General features: G+C 50.5%; 12 protein-coding genes and 1 CRISPR repeat array (1 of these 13 cut by a window edge). Of the genes, 6 read left to right on the forward strand and 6 right to left on the reverse strand.

What is annotated here, in order from left to right; translation table 11 throughout:
• Nucleotides 1-225: direct repeats of the CRISPR family, unit length 28 nt; unit sequence GTTCACTGCCGCACAGGCAGCTTAGAAA (it extends 165 nt beyond the left edge of the window).
• Nucleotides 226-902: 677 nt separating this feature from the next.
• Nucleotides 903-2642: a methyl-accepting chemotaxis protein gene (locus tag BZG72_RS04780; protein WP_077666261.1), complete on the forward strand. Its 1740-nt coding sequence runs from the start codon at nucleotides 903-905 to the stop codon at nucleotides 2640-2642.
• A 113-nt stretch (nucleotides 2643-2755) separates the two neighbouring features.
• Here the strand turns inward: BZG72_RS04780 and BZG72_RS04785 are convergent, their stop codons facing one another.
• The 4 genes from BZG72_RS04785 to BZG72_RS04800 form a co-directional block, all read right to left on the reverse strand.
• Nucleotides 2756-3655, reverse strand: a complete 900-nt coding sequence (locus BZG72_RS04785) for a DMT family transporter (RefSeq protein WP_077666222.1) — start codon at nucleotides 3653-3655, stop codon at nucleotides 2756-2758.
• 118 nt (nucleotides 3656-3773) lie between these two features.
• Nucleotides 3774-4259, reverse strand: coding sequence for a DUF2780 domain-containing protein (locus BZG72_RS04790; protein ID WP_241832517.1), 486 nt, complete (start codon nucleotides 4257-4259; stop codon nucleotides 3774-3776).
• A gap of 100 nt (nucleotides 4260-4359) precedes the next feature.
• Nucleotides 4360-5964: an ABC-F family ATPase gene (locus BZG72_RS04795; RefSeq protein WP_077666224.1), complete on the reverse strand. Its 1605-nt coding sequence runs from the start codon at nucleotides 5962-5964 to the stop codon at nucleotides 4360-4362.
• Nucleotides 5965-6154: 190 nt separating this feature from the next.
• The gene (locus BZG72_RS04800) at nucleotides 6155-7642 is read right to left on the reverse strand and encodes a carboxypeptidase M32 (protein WP_077666225.1); all 1488 of its coding nucleotides are present in this window, start codon (nucleotides 7640-7642) and stop codon (nucleotides 6155-6157) included.
• 110 nt (nucleotides 7643-7752) lie between these two features.
• On the opposite strand from BZG72_RS04800, the gene BZG72_RS04805 reads away from it, so the two are divergent.
• Nucleotides 7753-8331: a gamma-glutamylcyclotransferase family protein gene (locus tag BZG72_RS04805; protein ID WP_077666226.1), complete on the forward strand. Its 579-nt coding sequence runs from the start codon at nucleotides 7753-7755 to the stop codon at nucleotides 8329-8331.
• A 79-nt stretch (nucleotides 8332-8410) separates the two neighbouring features.
• Here BZG72_RS04805 and BZG72_RS04810 read toward each other — a convergent pair whose 3' ends face one another.
• Nucleotides 8411-9433, reverse strand: a complete 1023-nt coding sequence (locus BZG72_RS04810) for an OmpA family protein (protein WP_077666227.1) — start codon at nucleotides 9431-9433, stop codon at nucleotides 8411-8413.
• Nucleotides 9434-9705: 272 nt separating this feature from the next.
• The gene (locus tag BZG72_RS04815) at nucleotides 9706-10407 is read right to left on the reverse strand and encodes a DUF2786 domain-containing protein (RefSeq protein ID WP_046073177.1); all 702 of its coding nucleotides are present in this window, start codon (nucleotides 10405-10407) and stop codon (nucleotides 9706-9708) included.
• Nucleotides 10408-10531: 124 nt separating this feature from the next.
• Between BZG72_RS04815 and BZG72_RS04820 the strand changes: the two genes are divergently transcribed.
• The 4 genes from BZG72_RS04820 (at nucleotide 10532) to BZG72_RS04835 (ending at nucleotide 15294) form a co-directional block, all read left to right on the forward strand.
• Entirely contained in the window at nucleotides 10532-11428 is an 897-nt protein-coding gene (locus BZG72_RS04820) for a hypothetical protein (RefSeq protein WP_077666228.1), read from the forward strand.
• A gap of 103 nt (nucleotides 11429-11531) precedes the next feature.
• Nucleotides 11532-13898: a DNA polymerase II gene (locus BZG72_RS04825; RefSeq protein ID WP_077666229.1), complete on the forward strand. Its 2367-nt coding sequence runs from the start codon at nucleotides 11532-11534 to the stop codon at nucleotides 13896-13898.
• Between the two features lie 60 nt (nucleotides 13899-13958).
• Nucleotides 13959-14243, forward strand: coding sequence for a DUF1289 domain-containing protein (locus BZG72_RS04830; protein ID WP_046073180.1), 285 nt, complete (start codon nucleotides 13959-13961; stop codon nucleotides 14241-14243).
• A gap of 88 nt (nucleotides 14244-14331) precedes the next feature.
• The gene (locus tag BZG72_RS04835) at nucleotides 14332-15294 is read left to right on the forward strand and encodes an ion channel (RefSeq protein ID WP_077577781.1); all 963 of its coding nucleotides are present in this window, start codon (nucleotides 14332-14334) and stop codon (nucleotides 15292-15294) included.
• Nucleotides 15295-15313 lie beyond the last annotated feature (19 nt).

The following is a 15313-nucleotide window of genomic DNA, read 5'->3' on the forward strand; positions in this document are numbered from 1 at the left end:
TGGAATTGGGCTTCAGTTCACTGCCGCACAGGCAGCTTAGAAATAAAGGCTGGATCTGGAAAGGCATCACGCTTTGTTCACTGCCGCACAGGCAGCTTAGAAAGGTACCCAACGTGATAGCGGTAACGGTTTTAGGTTCACTGCCGCACAGGCAGCTTAGAAAACCACAAAATCCTGCTAAAAATCGGCGCTTTCTGTTCACTGCCGCACAGGCAGCGTAGGTGACACAAGCCCCAGCAATATGTTGGATAGGGGACATTGCTAACGGGCGCCTGTCACGATCGAGGTTAATCGTTGGCGCCGATGTCGGAGGCGCGCAGGCCGCTTGGGTAATAGATGTCTGACATTGCACTGGCGCTTGTCCGACCTACGCACAGGCAGCTTAGAAATTGAATGGGCGCTTGGGTGCCGGTGTGCTCTGGTTCACTGCCGCATAGGCAGCTTAGAAAAGTGTCTGTGTTCACGCTGTGTTTCTTGTTTCGTTCACTGCCGCACAGGCAGCTTAGAAAGCACCGATATTCGTTCATGAACGCGCGCTTGTCACGGTTGAGGTTAATCGTTGGCGCCGATGTCGGAGGCGCGCAGTCCGCTTGGCTAATAGATGGTTGACATCATACTGGCGCTTGTCGACCTACGTGAACGTTAACGTCGGTGGTGCCATTGGCGATGCTGCCTGTCTGGCTTTTTCATTGAAATGACTAGTTTAATGTATCTCTTAGCCACTTAACTTTATGGCCCTACATTAATCATTGCGTTTATTTTTATCGAGTAATCAAAAACTAATTGATATCGAGACTTTTCCTGTCCAGCTTTTTTTAATTGATGGCGAGAATCTATTCTACGATCAAACGGTAGCGGCATTTTGGTCGATGTTGTCTGTTGTTGAGTGGCAGGAGTTGGATATGAACATCAATAACACCATGAAGTTAGTGTTCTTTATTATTGGGGCAGGGATTGTCGTTAGTTTTATAACTATTATTCAACTCAACGGCCTGATGAATAAAGTCGATGAAATGGCTCAGGTGCGATATGAATCGTACCAAACGGCCGATGAATTAAGGCAAAGCTCTGATGATTTAACCCGTTTGGGTAGAACGTATGTGGTGACGGGAGATGAAAAGTACGAAAAGATGTACATGGATATCCTCGCTATTCGCAACGGAGAGAAACCTCGCCCTGAAGATTATCACACCATTTATTGGGATTTAGTCTTAGATTATGGGCAAAAGCCAAAACCTGATGGAGAGAAAATCGCGTTAAACCAGCGTATGCAGGCGCTTGGTTTTACGGAGAAAGAGTTTGATTTTCTTAAAAAAGCTCAGGCTAACTCTGATGGATTGGTGAATATGGAAGTGAAAGCCATGAATGCGGTCAAAGGGCTTTATCCGGACAGTAGCGGTAACTATACCGTTCGCSGCGAGCCAGATAGGCAAATGGCGATCGACTTATTACACAGCCCGCAATATCACCAAGAAAAAGCAAAGATCATGAAGCCTATCGAGCGTTTTTTTGTGGCATTGGAAACACGAACCAATGCGCAATTTAATCAGGCGGCGGCTAGCGTGAAAAAAACCGTTTTCATTGGCAATATTTCGTTAGCCGTTGTGGTTGTGATTGCTGTACTGGGTTATGTGGTCACTAAGCGTAATGTTGTTAACCCCATTGATAGAATGGCATCTACCCTTAAAAGCGTTGATGACAACTCAGATCTAACGTTGCGTGTTGATGATAGTAAAAATAATGAAATTGGCACGATTGGTAGCACGGTAAATAAAGTTATCACTAGCTATTCGTCGACCATTGAAAAAATCAATACTGTTAACCGTATGATTTCCCAGATCACAGATAGCTTGGTGAACATCACGGATAAAAACGCTAAGGTGTCGAGCCAGCAGAATCAGGAATTGGAAATGGCTGCGACCGCGATGGAAGAAATGACCTCTGCATTATCAACGGTCGCGGAAAATACGTCGATGGCGGAAAAATATGCGGGCAATACCGAGCAAGAAACTGGTTCGAGTAAAGAGGTGTTTGACAAAACAATGCTAGAATTCGGTAGCTTGGAAACGGAGTTCAAGAAAACCTCGGAAGTCATTCAAGAATTAGCTGATGAGTCGACCAATGTTGGTAATGTTTTGGACGTGATTAAAGACATCGCTGAGCAAACAAACTTGTTGGCCCTGAATGCGGCTATCGAGGCGGCACGTGCAGGTGACCAAGGCCGCGGCTTTGCGGTGGTGGCGGATGAAGTTAGATCACTCGCACAGCGCACGCAAAAGTCGGCTGGCGAAATAGAGGAAATGATCGGTGGTCTGCAAGGTAAAGCCGAGCAGTCGACACAAACTATTCGTATTAATGCTGAAAAGATCTCATCCACGCGTGAGAATATGACCACGGCGAATGACGCCTTGGGGACAATCAAAGAGTCGGCAATAGAAATACATCGCCTCAATACCTCGATTGCCTCAGCGACCGAAGAGCAGCTGTCTGTCAGTGACGAAATTTCTGGCAACTTATCGAATATAAAGAACTTGTCGAGTGATATGAATGAGGCAATTGAGCAATTAGGCCCGATTGTCTCTAACTTGAAAGAGAATGTTGACTCGCTCAGTGGCGCTATTCGACATATTCGCACGGAATAGCCGCACTTTGGGCTGCTTGCCTGGGTCAGGCAAGCAGCCATTCACCCTGAGGGAGTACGGTGTCTATGTAGAGCGCGCTCTCACGGTCATCTGATTTCTAAGCGGGCGCGAAACTAAACACTCGCGCGTCTTCTAAAGAGACGATGCCCCATTGCATTGAACAATGCGCCAGAGACAATTAACCCGCCACCGATATATGTCCAGATCGAGGGCACTTCGTTAAATATCCATACCCCAATTAATGTCGAGAACACGATTTGAATATAGGCGTAGGCAGAGGCTTGTCCCGCTTGTTGGGTTTGCATCGCTTTAGTTAAGCCGTATTGGCCAACTTGGGTAAAGATGCCGACTAAGACCAACAGCAAGGTCAGTGACAGGCTGGGCAGTACAAAAGACGGCCACATCAGCACGGTGGAAACCGGTAAGGCGATCATGGGGAAATACAAGATGATCACTGAGCTGTCTTCGGTGCGACTGAGTTTGCGCACAATCACATAGGCAATCGAGCTGCCGAATGCGCCCATTAACGCCACTACCACGCTAAAGGTAGGAAGCGCATCGTCAATGGATGCATTGAGGTTAGGTTGCACCATAATATAGAGCCCGGTTAAACACAGGGCGATACACACTAACGTCGCCCCTTGTAAACGCTCTTTGAGCAGCACGAGCCCTAGGATGGCGGTAAATACTGGGTGGGTGTATTGCAACACGGTGGCTTCGGCGAGTGGCAGCGTCGTTACCGCATAATACACACACATCAATGCAATAGTTCCCAACACGCCGCGCAGTAAAAGTAACGGTTTGTTGTTGCCCCAAGGTGATAGGCCTTTGCGTCTGACATCGGAATAACTGATGATTAGCGAGACCAAGGCTCGCGATGCCACAATCTCAAACACTGGGATGCCGTTGATGCTGACATATTTCACACAGGCCGACATGAGCGCGAACCCGAGTGCAGAGAGGAGCATATAGCGGATCCCGATGGGGATCGCAGAGAGAGAAAAGGTAGGCATAATCACACGGCGTTGAACAATAAGGCGGATATGATAACGCGTCTCGATGCTTTTTTCTTGCCGGTTTGTTAAATAAACACGCGACCCTCAAGGCCGCGCGTGGAAAGCGAGTGTGAGGTTAGGGCCAAAGTTGGGTAAGGGAACTGAGCAACCCTTGACTGGCACCTTGTTGCCCAAGGTACTCAAGCACAATGGGCACAAATTGTTGAAGCGTTGCAGGGTCAATCCCGAGCTGCTGTGTGACGTCGTATAATGCACTGATGGAGCTAATGCCGCTGCTGACGCCTGAACCGCCAAGTAGCGAAGACAGTGATGTTAAATCGGGGCGGAGATTGGCAAGCTCTTGTTGGTTGTTACCGGTGAGGTTATTAGCTGCCATCGCTAACAATGCACTGGCGCCGCCGGCGGCTTGCGTTGAACTTACATCCACTTGGTCGGTAATCGACTGGACAAGGGGAGATTGGCTGGCCTGGTCATCCGCGAATTGCGTCGCCATTTGCGTCATCACATCGGTCGTTTTATCGCCTTGGCCGAACAGTGCGTAGCTTGGTGTTGCGAAAATAAGATTTGAGAGCGTCAGAAAGGTCGCCGCGTATTTCATCATGATCATCCATTAAGCAGAAAAGAGAACCGTGATCTAGGTATAGCGAGGATCGCCGCTGAAATAAAGCACCTCAGCGGCAAAGTGTTGGCGAGTCTCAGCGTTAAGCCACGGCACGCACTTTTTCTAGATGGGCGAGGTACTCATCGTAACTGCCATTAAAGTGGATCAATTGCTGATCTTTTATCTCAATAATGTCGGTCGCCAGTGAGGAAACAAATTCACGGTCGTGGCTGACAAAAATTAAGGTGCCAGGGAATTGCTCTAGCCCTTTGTTGAGAGATTCGATGGCTTCCATATCCATGTGGTTAGTCGGCTCATCCATCACAATCACATTGATATCTTGCATCATCAATTTGCCAAACATCAGGCGGTTTTTCTCACCCCCTGAACAGCTTTTGGCTTTTTTATTCACATCATCAGCCGAAAACAGCAAGCGGCCTAAAATACCACGAACCATCAAATCATCGTGCTTGGCCGTACGCCACTGCGACATCCACTCAAACACGGTGAGATCGTTATCAAACTCAGCGCTGTTATCTTGCGCACAGTAACCAATGGATGCGTTCTCTGACCATTTTATCGTGCCCTCGCTTTGCGCAAGCTCACCGACCAAACAGCGTAGCAGCGTTGATTTACCCACCCCGTTTTCGCCAATAATGGCGAGACGCGAGCCGGCTTCCAGTAAGAAGTGGCCACCGCGGAACAGGGTCGAATCGTCAAAGGCATGGCCTACCTCGCGCAATTCGACCGCTTGACGATGCAGCTTTTTACTTTCAGTAAACTGGATGTAAGGGTGCACGCGACTGGATGCTTTGACTTCATCAAGTTGGATTTTTTCCATGCGTTTCGCGCGAGAGCTGGCCTGTTTGGCTTTGGAGGCATTGGCCCCAAAACGGTTAACAAAGTCTTGCAGCTCACTCAGTTCGGCTTCTTTTTTGGCATTGCTGGCCAGTAATTGCTCGCGTGCCAAGCTAGATGCTGCGATAAAGTCATCGTAGTTGCCGGGGTAAACACGAAGCTCACCAAAATCGATATCGGCCATGTGTGTACACGTGGCGTTCAAGAAGTGACGATCGTGCGAAATAATGATCATGGTGCACTGGCGCTGCTGAAGCTCACCGGCCAACCAGTTGATGGTGTGAATATCCAAGTTGTTGGTTGGCTCATCCAACAGCAAAATATCAGGATTGGCGAACAGCGCTTGCGCGAGCAGCACGCGTAGCTTCCAGCCCGGTGCGACTTGCGACATCAAGCCAAAATGCAGCTCTTCGGCAATACCCGCTTGTAGCAGAATGTCGCCCGCGCGGCTCTCGGCGGTGTAACCGTCCATTTCGGCGAACTGGCTTTCTAGTTCCGCCACGGCCATACCGTCTTCTTCGCTCATTTCCGGCAGAGAATAAATGCGCTCTCGCTCTTGCTTGATTTCCCACAGCTTGCGGTCACCCATCATCACCGTATCAATCACTGAATACTGCTCATAGGCAAATTGGTCCTGGCTGAGCTCGCCCAAGGTTTGTCCTGGGGTGACGGACACATTGCCTGCAGTAGGCGTGAGCGCACCACTCATGATTTTCATCAGAGTTGATTTGCCACAACCATTGGCACCGATTAACCCGTAGCGGTTTCCGTTACCAAATTTGGCAGAGATGTTTTCGAATAGCGGCTCGGCACCAAATTGCATGGTGATATTGGCGATTGAAATCAAAAGAGTTTCCTAGCGACTGTACTCAAACAAGGCCCGTATCGTTTATGACAAGCGATAAATCCACGGCCCAGCGAGGAGGGTGTAAAGATAAATACGACTGAGCGCGCATTGTACAGAAATGTGATGGAATTAACAGATTAACCTGAAGAAACCCAAGCCAGCTGGGCTGGCGTGGGGAATGTAGAGAGGCTTACAAATACCGCCCTTGAATATACTCGCGGAAGTGGGTGGGATTGAGGGTTTCGCCGGTGGCGTCTTTGAGTAGGTTATCGGTTGAGGTGGTGCTGGCGCGTTGCCAGATATGTTGGGACAGCCAATCAAAAATCGGTGACAGATTGCCGCTGGCGATAATGCCGTCCACATCCAACTGCTGACGCATCGCTTGCATTAATTGTGCGGCATAGAGGGCCCCTAGCGTATAGGTGGGGAAGTAGCCAAAGCTGCCATCGGTCCAGTGGATATCTTGCATGCAGCCGTTTTTGAAATTCCCGGCGGTGCTGAGGCCAAGGTATTGCTGCATTGCGTTGTCCCAACGGTCAGGAATATGCTCGACCTCCATCTTGCCACTGATCAGATCGCGTTCAATGTCATAGCGCAGCATAATGTGCGCGGGGTAGGTGACCTCGTCGGCGTCGACGCGGATATAGCCAGGTGATACCTGAGTGAGCACGCGGTGGAGGTTTTCGACCTGAAACGCGGGATCGTCTTGGCGGTTAAAGGCCTGCTTGGCTTGCTGACAGATTAATGTTGCGAAAGGTTCGCTGCGGGCGAGCTGCATTTCAAAAAATAGGCTTTGACTTTCGTGTACGCCCATTGAGCGTGCTTGGCCAACCGGTAAACCGGCTAGGTCTTTAGGTAGCCCTTGCTCATAACGCGCATGGCCGGTTTCATGAATCACACCCATCAAGGCGGAGGTAAAATCTTGCTCATCATAGCGGGTGGTAATCCGTATATCGGAGGGCACGCCGCCACAGAATGGGTGGGTGCTGACATCGAGGCGACCATGGGCAAAACTAAACCCAAGCTGCTTCATGATTTGCTCACCTAGGGCTTTTTGTTGCGCTTGCGGGAAGGGGCCATTAGGCGTGATGGCTGGCTGCTTGGCTTGCTTGTCGACCACGGCTTGGATAGTTTCCGGCAGCCATTGTTTGAGTGCACCAAACACTTCATCAATACGCTCTGCCGTCATCCCCAGCTCATACAAATCAAGCAGCGCATCATAAGGCGAGCAAAGCTTTTGATCGGCACGAATATGAGCTTCTTCACGCGCGAGCGCAACCACCTCTTTCAAGTTTTTGGCGAAGCCTTGCCAATCGTTGTCTTGGCGCTGCTGGCGCCAAGCATGCTCGCATTTAGCCCCAGCCAAAGACTTCGCTTTGACCAAGGTGTCGGGTAACACGCTGGCCTGCTGCCACTCGCGCTTCATCTCTTCTAGACTGGCGTGTTGCGTCGTCGTCAGTGACGAGGATTTTGCGTCCACATCTGCAAACCAATCACCCAGCTCGGGTTGAGTCAGTTGGTGATGACAATACAGCGCGAGCTCTGCCATGGCTTCGGCGCGAGCCTTGTTGCCGCCTTCTGGCATCATGGTTGCTTGATCCCAACCGCAGATTGCGGCAAGGTGCTGAAAATGCGAAAGGCGCTTAAAATGTGCTTCCAGCTTATCGAGTGGTTCCATTATCACTTCCTTGTTGACAACATTGCCGGATATTCTGGCAATTTCAGTGAGAAAAGCAAGGCAGCGCCTCTGGTTCTGCCAGCGAATGCAATAAAGGAGTTTGCAACGTCATGTATCTATTTGGGTACGGGAGTTTGATGAATCCAGCCTCACGGGCGCTAACAGGCGACTCAGGGTGGGCCTGTCCGGTGACTGTCAGTGGACTTAGCCGCCACTGGAGCAATGTGAGTGAGGCATTTATCTCACCGCTGGTGGTGCTTGAAGGGGAGGGTGAATGCAACGGGGTATTGGTAAACATTGACCCAGAATCACTGCCCGATTTTGATCGGCGCGAAGCGGGTTATCAGCGTTTACAGTTAGCCGAATCAAACATTGTTTTGCCCGAAGACGTTATCCTGGATGGTCCCGTGTATGTATACGTTGCTGATGCACGGCGTGCTCCAGATGCAGATAAGCCGATTGCGCAATCCTATGTGGATACGGTAATGGCAGGGTGTTTGCGCTATTCGACGGACTTTGCTCGCGCCTTTTTAACCACCACTCAGGGATGGGAATGCGCTTATCATAACGATCGCTCAGCGCCAAGATACCCGCGGGTGGCGGGCGTGAGTGATCAAGACAGAATCGAAATAGACCGTTTGATGCAGAACCATTTACAAGGTGTTGTCGCGCCCTCCGTCAATTTTTAATCTCGCGAGCACAATAAAACAGGCCACCGCTCAAACGGTGGCCTGTTGGGCGTTTAAGTCATTTTAAGCGCGGGTGGCGTTAATTGACTTCCACGTACACAATCTCGGGCGAGGTAACCTCAACGCGGCGGTTTTGTGCGCGTCCTTCCGGCGTGTTGTTACTGGCGATGGGATCGGCTTCGCCCTTGCCTTCGACGGTGAGTCGGCTCGCATCGATACCCGCATCCAAGAACACATCTGCCACCGCTTGCGCGCGCTCAACAGACAGCTTCTGGTTATAAGCCGCAGGGCCTTTGCTATCCGTGTGACCCACAATCGTCGCGGTGGCTTCTTCGTGGCGAAGCAAGCGGTCAACCAGCGGTTGTAATGATGCCGCCGCTTGGTCAGAGAGTGTGGCTTTATCAAAACCAAACATTTCGGTTTCGCCGGCTTCCGAGAGCACGATTGATTGTGGTTCAACCACGGGTTGTGGCTCTGGTGCAGGCTCTGGCTCTTCCATCACTGGCTCTTCAACCATCGGCTCTGGCATTGGCTCGTGGTTAGTGCGTCCAAAGTGATACGTCATACCGACAGTGACCAAATTGTTATCGACGCTTGAGAAGTAGCCATCATCCATATCGTTGATGTGCTGATATTCAAGGCGAACGTTAAGTTTTTCTGTTGCTTGGTGATCGACACCTAACGCCCCCATTAGTGACACATCGTCACGATCGCCGGCGTTGCTATTAAAGTCCCACATGGCGCCACCAAGCTTACCGTAAAGCGCCGTATCAGGTTTGAAGTGATAAGAAAATTTGGGCGCAAGTGTAAGTGCGGTCAGATCGCCCGAGGCGCCAACAGTGGTGCCTGATTGGTCAAATGCGGTATCAAAGCGGCCTAAGTAATCATAGGTGCCTTCGAGCGCAAACCAATCGTTGAAATCATACCCGGTGATAATCCCTGCGCCGAGCTCTGAATCTCCGCAATCGGTGTCAGTCACACAGCTATCTTCTAAAAACGAAGGACCAATGCGGCCACCCATATATAGGCCACTGTCTTGCTGTGCATAGGCGGTAGGTGCCACCGCGATTAATAACCCTAGGCTTGTCACTATTTTTTTCATGCCACTGTCTCCTCAGTAAGGATATGAAGAATTATTTTACGCATTTGCTGCTTGTTATAGGCTCACATTAGCTCATAGCAACTGGACTGCCAGCGGACAGCGCCAATAGCCATTGATAACGTGACACTGATCCTAGGCTAGACGCCAGCGCAGTGTAACTCAACCGGAGAAAAGGGATTTAACCTTGATTTGACGAGGTTTAACACAGGTGTCTTATCGATGGGAAAGTGCTGACACAGGCCGGACATAAGCCGGCCTGTCACTCAACAAGATTATGACTTGCGGGTTCCCGTCAGACGCTTTTGAGGGCCTTGACCACTTACGGGACGACTGACTGAGATTTCACGGCCCTTTTTCATTCCACGCTCGTAATCATCGGTCATGGCCGCCATGGCTTCTTTCAGTTGCTGCTTAAAGGTCTCGCGGTCAATATTGGCGAACTCTTTATCGATATAGCTTTTGATTTTGTCGTCGCTATCACGCGCGTCAAGCTGAGGAAGTTTATCGAGCGCGCCCTCAAGCCAGCCTGTGGTAAATGACTGTACGCGCCGCGTCACCTCTTGCGTACTGGTGCCTGTGCCTGCAAAGCTATTGCGAAACTGGCCGATATGTTCATTCATATCACGATAGACCACATCGAAGGCAAAGGCCGCAAAGATGGCACGGTCTGCATCACCAATAAACTCGGCCTGCTTTAGCCCCTTGTGATTGACGAGCACACACTCCACCCCAAACCGGCTATTGATACCGCGAATGATTTTTAAGATCGATTGGCCAATTGAAGCGGGTAATAGCTTTTCTGAGCGCGTTTTGCCCATGCTGATGAAGTCAATGTCGTCCTGGTCGAGACCATGCTTACGCATCAGCCGCTCGGCCATTTTGATCGCCTGCGCTGCCTCATTCACATTGGCGGAATTGCTGAGCTCGAGACACTTAGCAATTTTTTTGAGCGCTTTGCTTTTCGGATCTGACATGCATACTTCCCGGAAACGAACAAACGCGTATTGTATCGCGTCCGCAAGAGACAACAAAGGGTTGAAAGAATGGGTGGCTGCGTTCGGTCTTGTTGAAAGAATCAGTAATAAGGTATGAGGACGAATGAAAAGAGCGAATCGTGTCATTGGCGCGCTAGTGGTGGTTGTGGTTGCGGTGATCAATGCCGAGGTGGGCCGCCGTGTGATTAATCAATGGATTGATCCGGCCAGTTACATTGGCCTTTGGTTGTTATCTGCCGCCGTCATGGCGTTGGTAGGACAGCGACTTTCCCCGCTAAAGGACGTGGCCAACCGTTGGCAAGGGGAAGCACTCGCCTCGCGTCAAATGCCGCCTTTTACCAAATGGCGCCTTGCAGGCTTGCTTTTCCTGGCGGTGACCAGCGCGGTATTCGCCTGCCGATTACTTGATATCGCCACCTTGGGATTGGTTGTGGTGGCGAGTGTGCAAGGTGTCTTGGGGCTGGTATCCCGTTCAACGCATCAACATTGGTTGTGGATGGGGTTAATGTTGATTTTCGCGGGACTGGGATATTTACTCGCGCCGGGCATGTATGCCCCCAGTCCGTTAGGTATGGTGCTAGGGCTGATTAGTGGTGCTGCATGGGCGAGTTTTTGGCTACAAGTGACCCAAGGTGCTCATCAAGCCGACGTCATCGTGGCGACCAGTTTACGGATGAGTTTATTGTTGGTGCTGCCCCTAATCATCTTTACCTTACCCAATGGTTTTCTTTCGCTGCGCGGTGTTGGGTTTGCTGTCCTTGCTGGTGCATTGTTTGTGTTCGCTGCTGGGGTATTTTGGCGCATGATGGCATCAACCCAGAGATTGTTGGCACAACAGCTCATTTGGGTGGCCGTCTTGCTCGCCTTAATGGGTCTGGTGGCTTGGGATCAAAGTAGTATGATGAATATGCGACTCACTAGCGCGGCTGTGGTCGTGGTGGTTGGGGTAGTTGTCATTGGTGTTGCCGGGCGCGCTGAGGATCCCGACCAACTTACTTAGGGCTGTTTATCTATACAGTGGTTGGTGGGGTTTGTTACACTGAACGCATGACCTACACAATGCAACCGTGATAACGCCTGTGCCCTCACTCTCTTCGTCCTACATGCAGCAAGGCTTCGTGATCACGCGCCAACAGCGTGATCGCGGCCAAACCACGTCGATTGTACTGTGGCTATCGACGGCAGATGGTCCCGTAAAGCTGTGTATTGATGATCAGCAAAGCGTGTTTTTTGTGCCTCAAGAAGAAAAAGCGCGAGTGGATGCTTTACTCCCATCGGTTGATCCTCACGCTTACTGTAAAGCGGTGTCATTATCCACCTTTCAACACACCCCCGTGGCGGCTTGTTATTTCAGTAGTGTGAAGCGCGCGCAAGAGGGGCAGAGGGTGATAAGCGGGGCGGCTATTCCTTTGTATGAAGGGGATATTCGGCTCGCCGACCGCTATTTAATGGAGCGGTACATTTGTGGCAGCTTGTTGTTCACCGGTCAAGCACGTCAACGTCAAGGTTACCTAGAAGTGACGCAAGGCAAAGCGAAACAAGCAGACTACACCCCCACATTGCATCATGTGTCTTTGGATATTGAATGCTCACAAAAAGGGCAACTTTATTCAGTGGGACTCGCGAGTGAAAAAGATAGCCGAGTGATCATGGTGGGCAGCCCGCAAGACAATGCCCCTGATTGGATAGAGTGGGTCGATGACGAAGAAGCATTACTGAGCGCGCTAGAAAGATGGTTTGCCTATTACGATCCTGACGTTGTGGTGGGTTGGAATGTGATTGATTTTGACTTTCGCTTGCTTGTGAAACGGGCCCACATCTATCAACGTGATCTACGTCTTGGGCGTGGCGGAGAGCGAGCTTATTGGCGGGATGGGGGGAGCAATAAACCTGGTTTTATCAGTTTGTCGGGGCGGGTGGTGATTGATGGTATCGACGCACTAAAAACCGCGACTTATGGGTTTCGTTCATGGGCGCTAGAGGCGGTTGCACAAACGTTATTGGGAGAGGGAAAAGCGATTGATAATCCCCATGATCGCATGGCCTCCATCAATCGCATGTTTCATCACGACAAAGTCGCACTGGCCACCTACAACTTACAAGACTGTGTTTTAGTCAACCGTATATTTGATCACACCCATTTACTCGACTTTCTCATTGAACGATCGCGGTTAACCGGGGTGGAGCTTGACCGTGTAGGGGGCTCGGTAGCGGCCTTTACCAACTTGTTTTTACCACGCCTGCACCGATCGGGATATGTGGCGCCTAACCTTGCCAGTGAAGGGTGGATAGCAAGCCCCGGCGGTTATGTGATGGACTCAAAGCCTGGGTTGTACCACTCGGTGTTGGTCTTGGACTTCAAATCGCTGTATCCCTCTATTATCCGCACCTTCCTTATCGATCCCTTGGGGCTTATCGAAGGACTTAAAGCGCAAGAGGCAGGGCAGGACGCGGACACGGTGCCGGGCTTTCGAGGCGGCGTCTTTCATCGTGAAAAACATTATCTCCCCGCCTTGATTGATGATTTGTGGCAAGCTCGCGACCGAGCAAAAAAAGCCGGTGAAAAAGCCTTTTCACAAGCGATAAAAATCATAATGAATTCCTTTTATGGGGTGCTGGGCTCACAAGGGTGTCGGTTTTTTGATCATCGTTTGGCATCGTCGATTACCATGCGTGGCCATGAAATCATGAAAACCACCCGTGAATTGATTGAGGCGCAGGGCTTTGAGGTCATATATGGCGATACGGACTCGACGTTTGTGTCCTTGGGCGGTGAGCAATCGAGCGAACAAGCGGACCGTATTGGTCAGCAATTAGTGAGTGAAATCAATCGGTGGTGGCAAAGCCATTTACGCGACACATATGGGTTAGACTCGGCCTTAGAAATCGAATACGAAACCCATTACCAACGCTTTCTCATGCCCACCATTCGGGGTCAAGAAACGGGCAGTAAAAAGCGCTACGCCGGCCGCGTAGTAGACAGACAGTCTGGCGAGGCAACACTGGTGTTTAAGGGGTTAGAAACCGTTCGTACCGATTGGACCCCGTTGGCACAAACCTTCCAAAAACAGTTGTACCAACGTGTGTTTGATGGTGACGAAGTAGACGGGTTTATTCGCGACATCGTAGAGCGTACCAACCAGGGTGAGCATGACGATGCATTGGTCTATCGCAAACGGCTGCGCCGACCATTGGCAGAGTATCAAAAAAATGTGCCACCGCACGTGCGCGCGGCGCGGATGGCAGAAAGTGAAAACCGTAAACTTGGGCGTCCCGAGCAATACCAGCGGGGTGGCTGGATAGAATACGTGATCACGGTAAATGGCCCGGAACCCTGCGATTATTTGCGTAGCCCGATTGATTACCAGCATTATATTGATAAACAGTTAAAACCGATTGCTGACGGCATTTTGCCCTTTATCGGCAAAGAGTTTGATACGTTGGCGCTGCCGCAACTGGGGTTGTTTTAATCTAAATTTGCAATTTCGTTGCCCACCCGCTTGAATGAAAGAATCAGCAGGGAGGTCGACGTGGAACAGCTCGATTTTTTCGAGGTGCCGAACCCGTGTAAAGGCATCTGTCAGGTCAACAACAAAGGCTATTGCAAAGGATGCTTTCGCAGCCGCGACGAGCGTGTTCACTGGTATGCGTTTACCAACGAGCAAAAACGCAATGTCGTCCGCCTTTGCCATCAGCGCTACCTGCGCATCTTGCGCGCGAAAAGAAAACAGGCGCAAGACGCGGCTTTAGACGCAGAGCCCCTGCCTTACCAACCTTCTTTGTTCGATGAACTAAACGACGACTCCTCGTCTTAGTTATTTGCTTTCCCTCTCCCTTGATTGAACGGCATGTTCGCTGGCGAGTTGGCACGTCCTTTCTAAAATAGAAATAGGAGGGCGAGCGATGAGCGGTAAAGTATGTGGGTTTAAAGCGCGTAATGGGTGGCAATGTGATCAGCAAGCGGGTGAGTCCGGTCTTTGCTATTGGCATGATCCTAACATTGACAAGCGACACCATGACGTAAAAGCGGATGTAGAAGCGTGGGCAGCTTCGGGCCGGCCACTGGATGGTTTTCAGCTGGCGCGCACCAACTTGACTGACATTCATTTGGTCAATCGTGGTAACAAGCAAGGTTACTCGTGCCAAGGTGCGGATTTTTATCGTGCGAATTTAACCGAAGCGCATTGCTTTGGCCTGGACTTACGCAATGCATCCCTGATGAAAGCCAATTTACTGCGCGCCAACCTTAATTGTACCCGTCTCGATGGTAGCAATTTATTGGGGGCGGATATGGCGCGCACGGGGCTCGAAAATGTCGATTGGGGAGCGCAACTTAAGCAAGAGCGGTTGGCTTTTTTGGAAAAGGATCCGTCTCGGCGTCAATCTTTGTTCCAGGAATCGGAAGAGGTATGCCGCAACATCCGCAAACAATGTGAAAAACAAGGGCTGTTTGATGTAGCGGGATATTTTTTCAAAAAGGAAATGCGGTTTCGCCGTTATCAGATGCCGAAGCTCGGCTTTCAGCGCGCCCTATCGAAGACGGTCGATTTGTTTTGTGGTTACGGTGAGGATCCGTTACGGGTAGTGATTTTTTCCGTATTAGTGATTGCGTCTTGTGCGCTGGCGTATTTTGCGCTGGGTACCACACAAGCCAACCCGATTTATCCGGATCTGACTGGCGTCGAAGCCCGCTTTTATGAGTTGCTGAATGCGCTGTATTTCAGCGTGGTGACCTTTACCACCCTAGGATATGGCGATATTACACCGTCTGGCTTTGCTCGCTTTATTGCTGCTTTTGAGGCATTTCTGGGGAGCTTTACCATGGCGCTCTTTGTGGTGGTGTTCGTGAAGAAGATGACGAGGTAGGGACGGAAAAGCAGAGGAA

Origin of the sequence: Salinivibrio sp. PR6 (assembly GCF_001995955.1) — a bacterium.
In the GTDB taxonomy this organism is placed as follows: domain Bacteria; phylum Pseudomonadota; class Gammaproteobacteria; order Enterobacterales; family Vibrionaceae; genus Salinivibrio; species Salinivibrio siamensis.

Coding starts and splice junctions, on each gene's coding strand:
- BZG72_RS04790 (WP_241832517.1), bottom strand. CDS start 4,259: ATGATGAAATACGCGGCGACCTTTCTGACGCTCTCAAATCTTATTTTC.
- BZG72_RS04825 (WP_077666229.1), top strand. CDS start 11,532: ATGCAGCAAGGCTTCGTGATCACGCGCCAACAGCGTGATCGCGGCCAA.
- BZG72_RS04800 (WP_077666225.1), bottom strand. CDS start 7,642: ATGGAACCACTCGATAAGCTGGAAGCACATTTTAAGCGCCTTTCGCAT.
- BZG72_RS04810 (WP_077666227.1), bottom strand. CDS start 9,433: ATGAAAAAAATAGTGACAAGCCTAGGGTTATTAATCGCGGTGGCACCT.
- BZG72_RS04835 (WP_077577781.1), top strand. CDS start 14,332: ATGAGCGGTAAAGTATGTGGGTTTAAAGCGCGTAATGGGTGGCAATGT.
- BZG72_RS04820 (WP_077666228.1), top strand. CDS start 10,532: ATGAAAAGAGCGAATCGTGTCATTGGCGCGCTAGTGGTGGTTGTGGTT.
- BZG72_RS04815 (WP_046073177.1), bottom strand. CDS start 10,407: ATGTCAGATCCGAAAAGCAAAGCGCTCAAAAAAATTGCTAAGTGTCTC.
- BZG72_RS04785 (WP_077666222.1), bottom strand. CDS start 3,655: ATGCCTACCTTTTCTCTCTCTGCGATCCCCATCGGGATCCGCTATATG.
- BZG72_RS04805 (WP_077666226.1), top strand. CDS start 7,753: ATGTATCTATTTGGGTACGGGAGTTTGATGAATCCAGCCTCACGGGCG.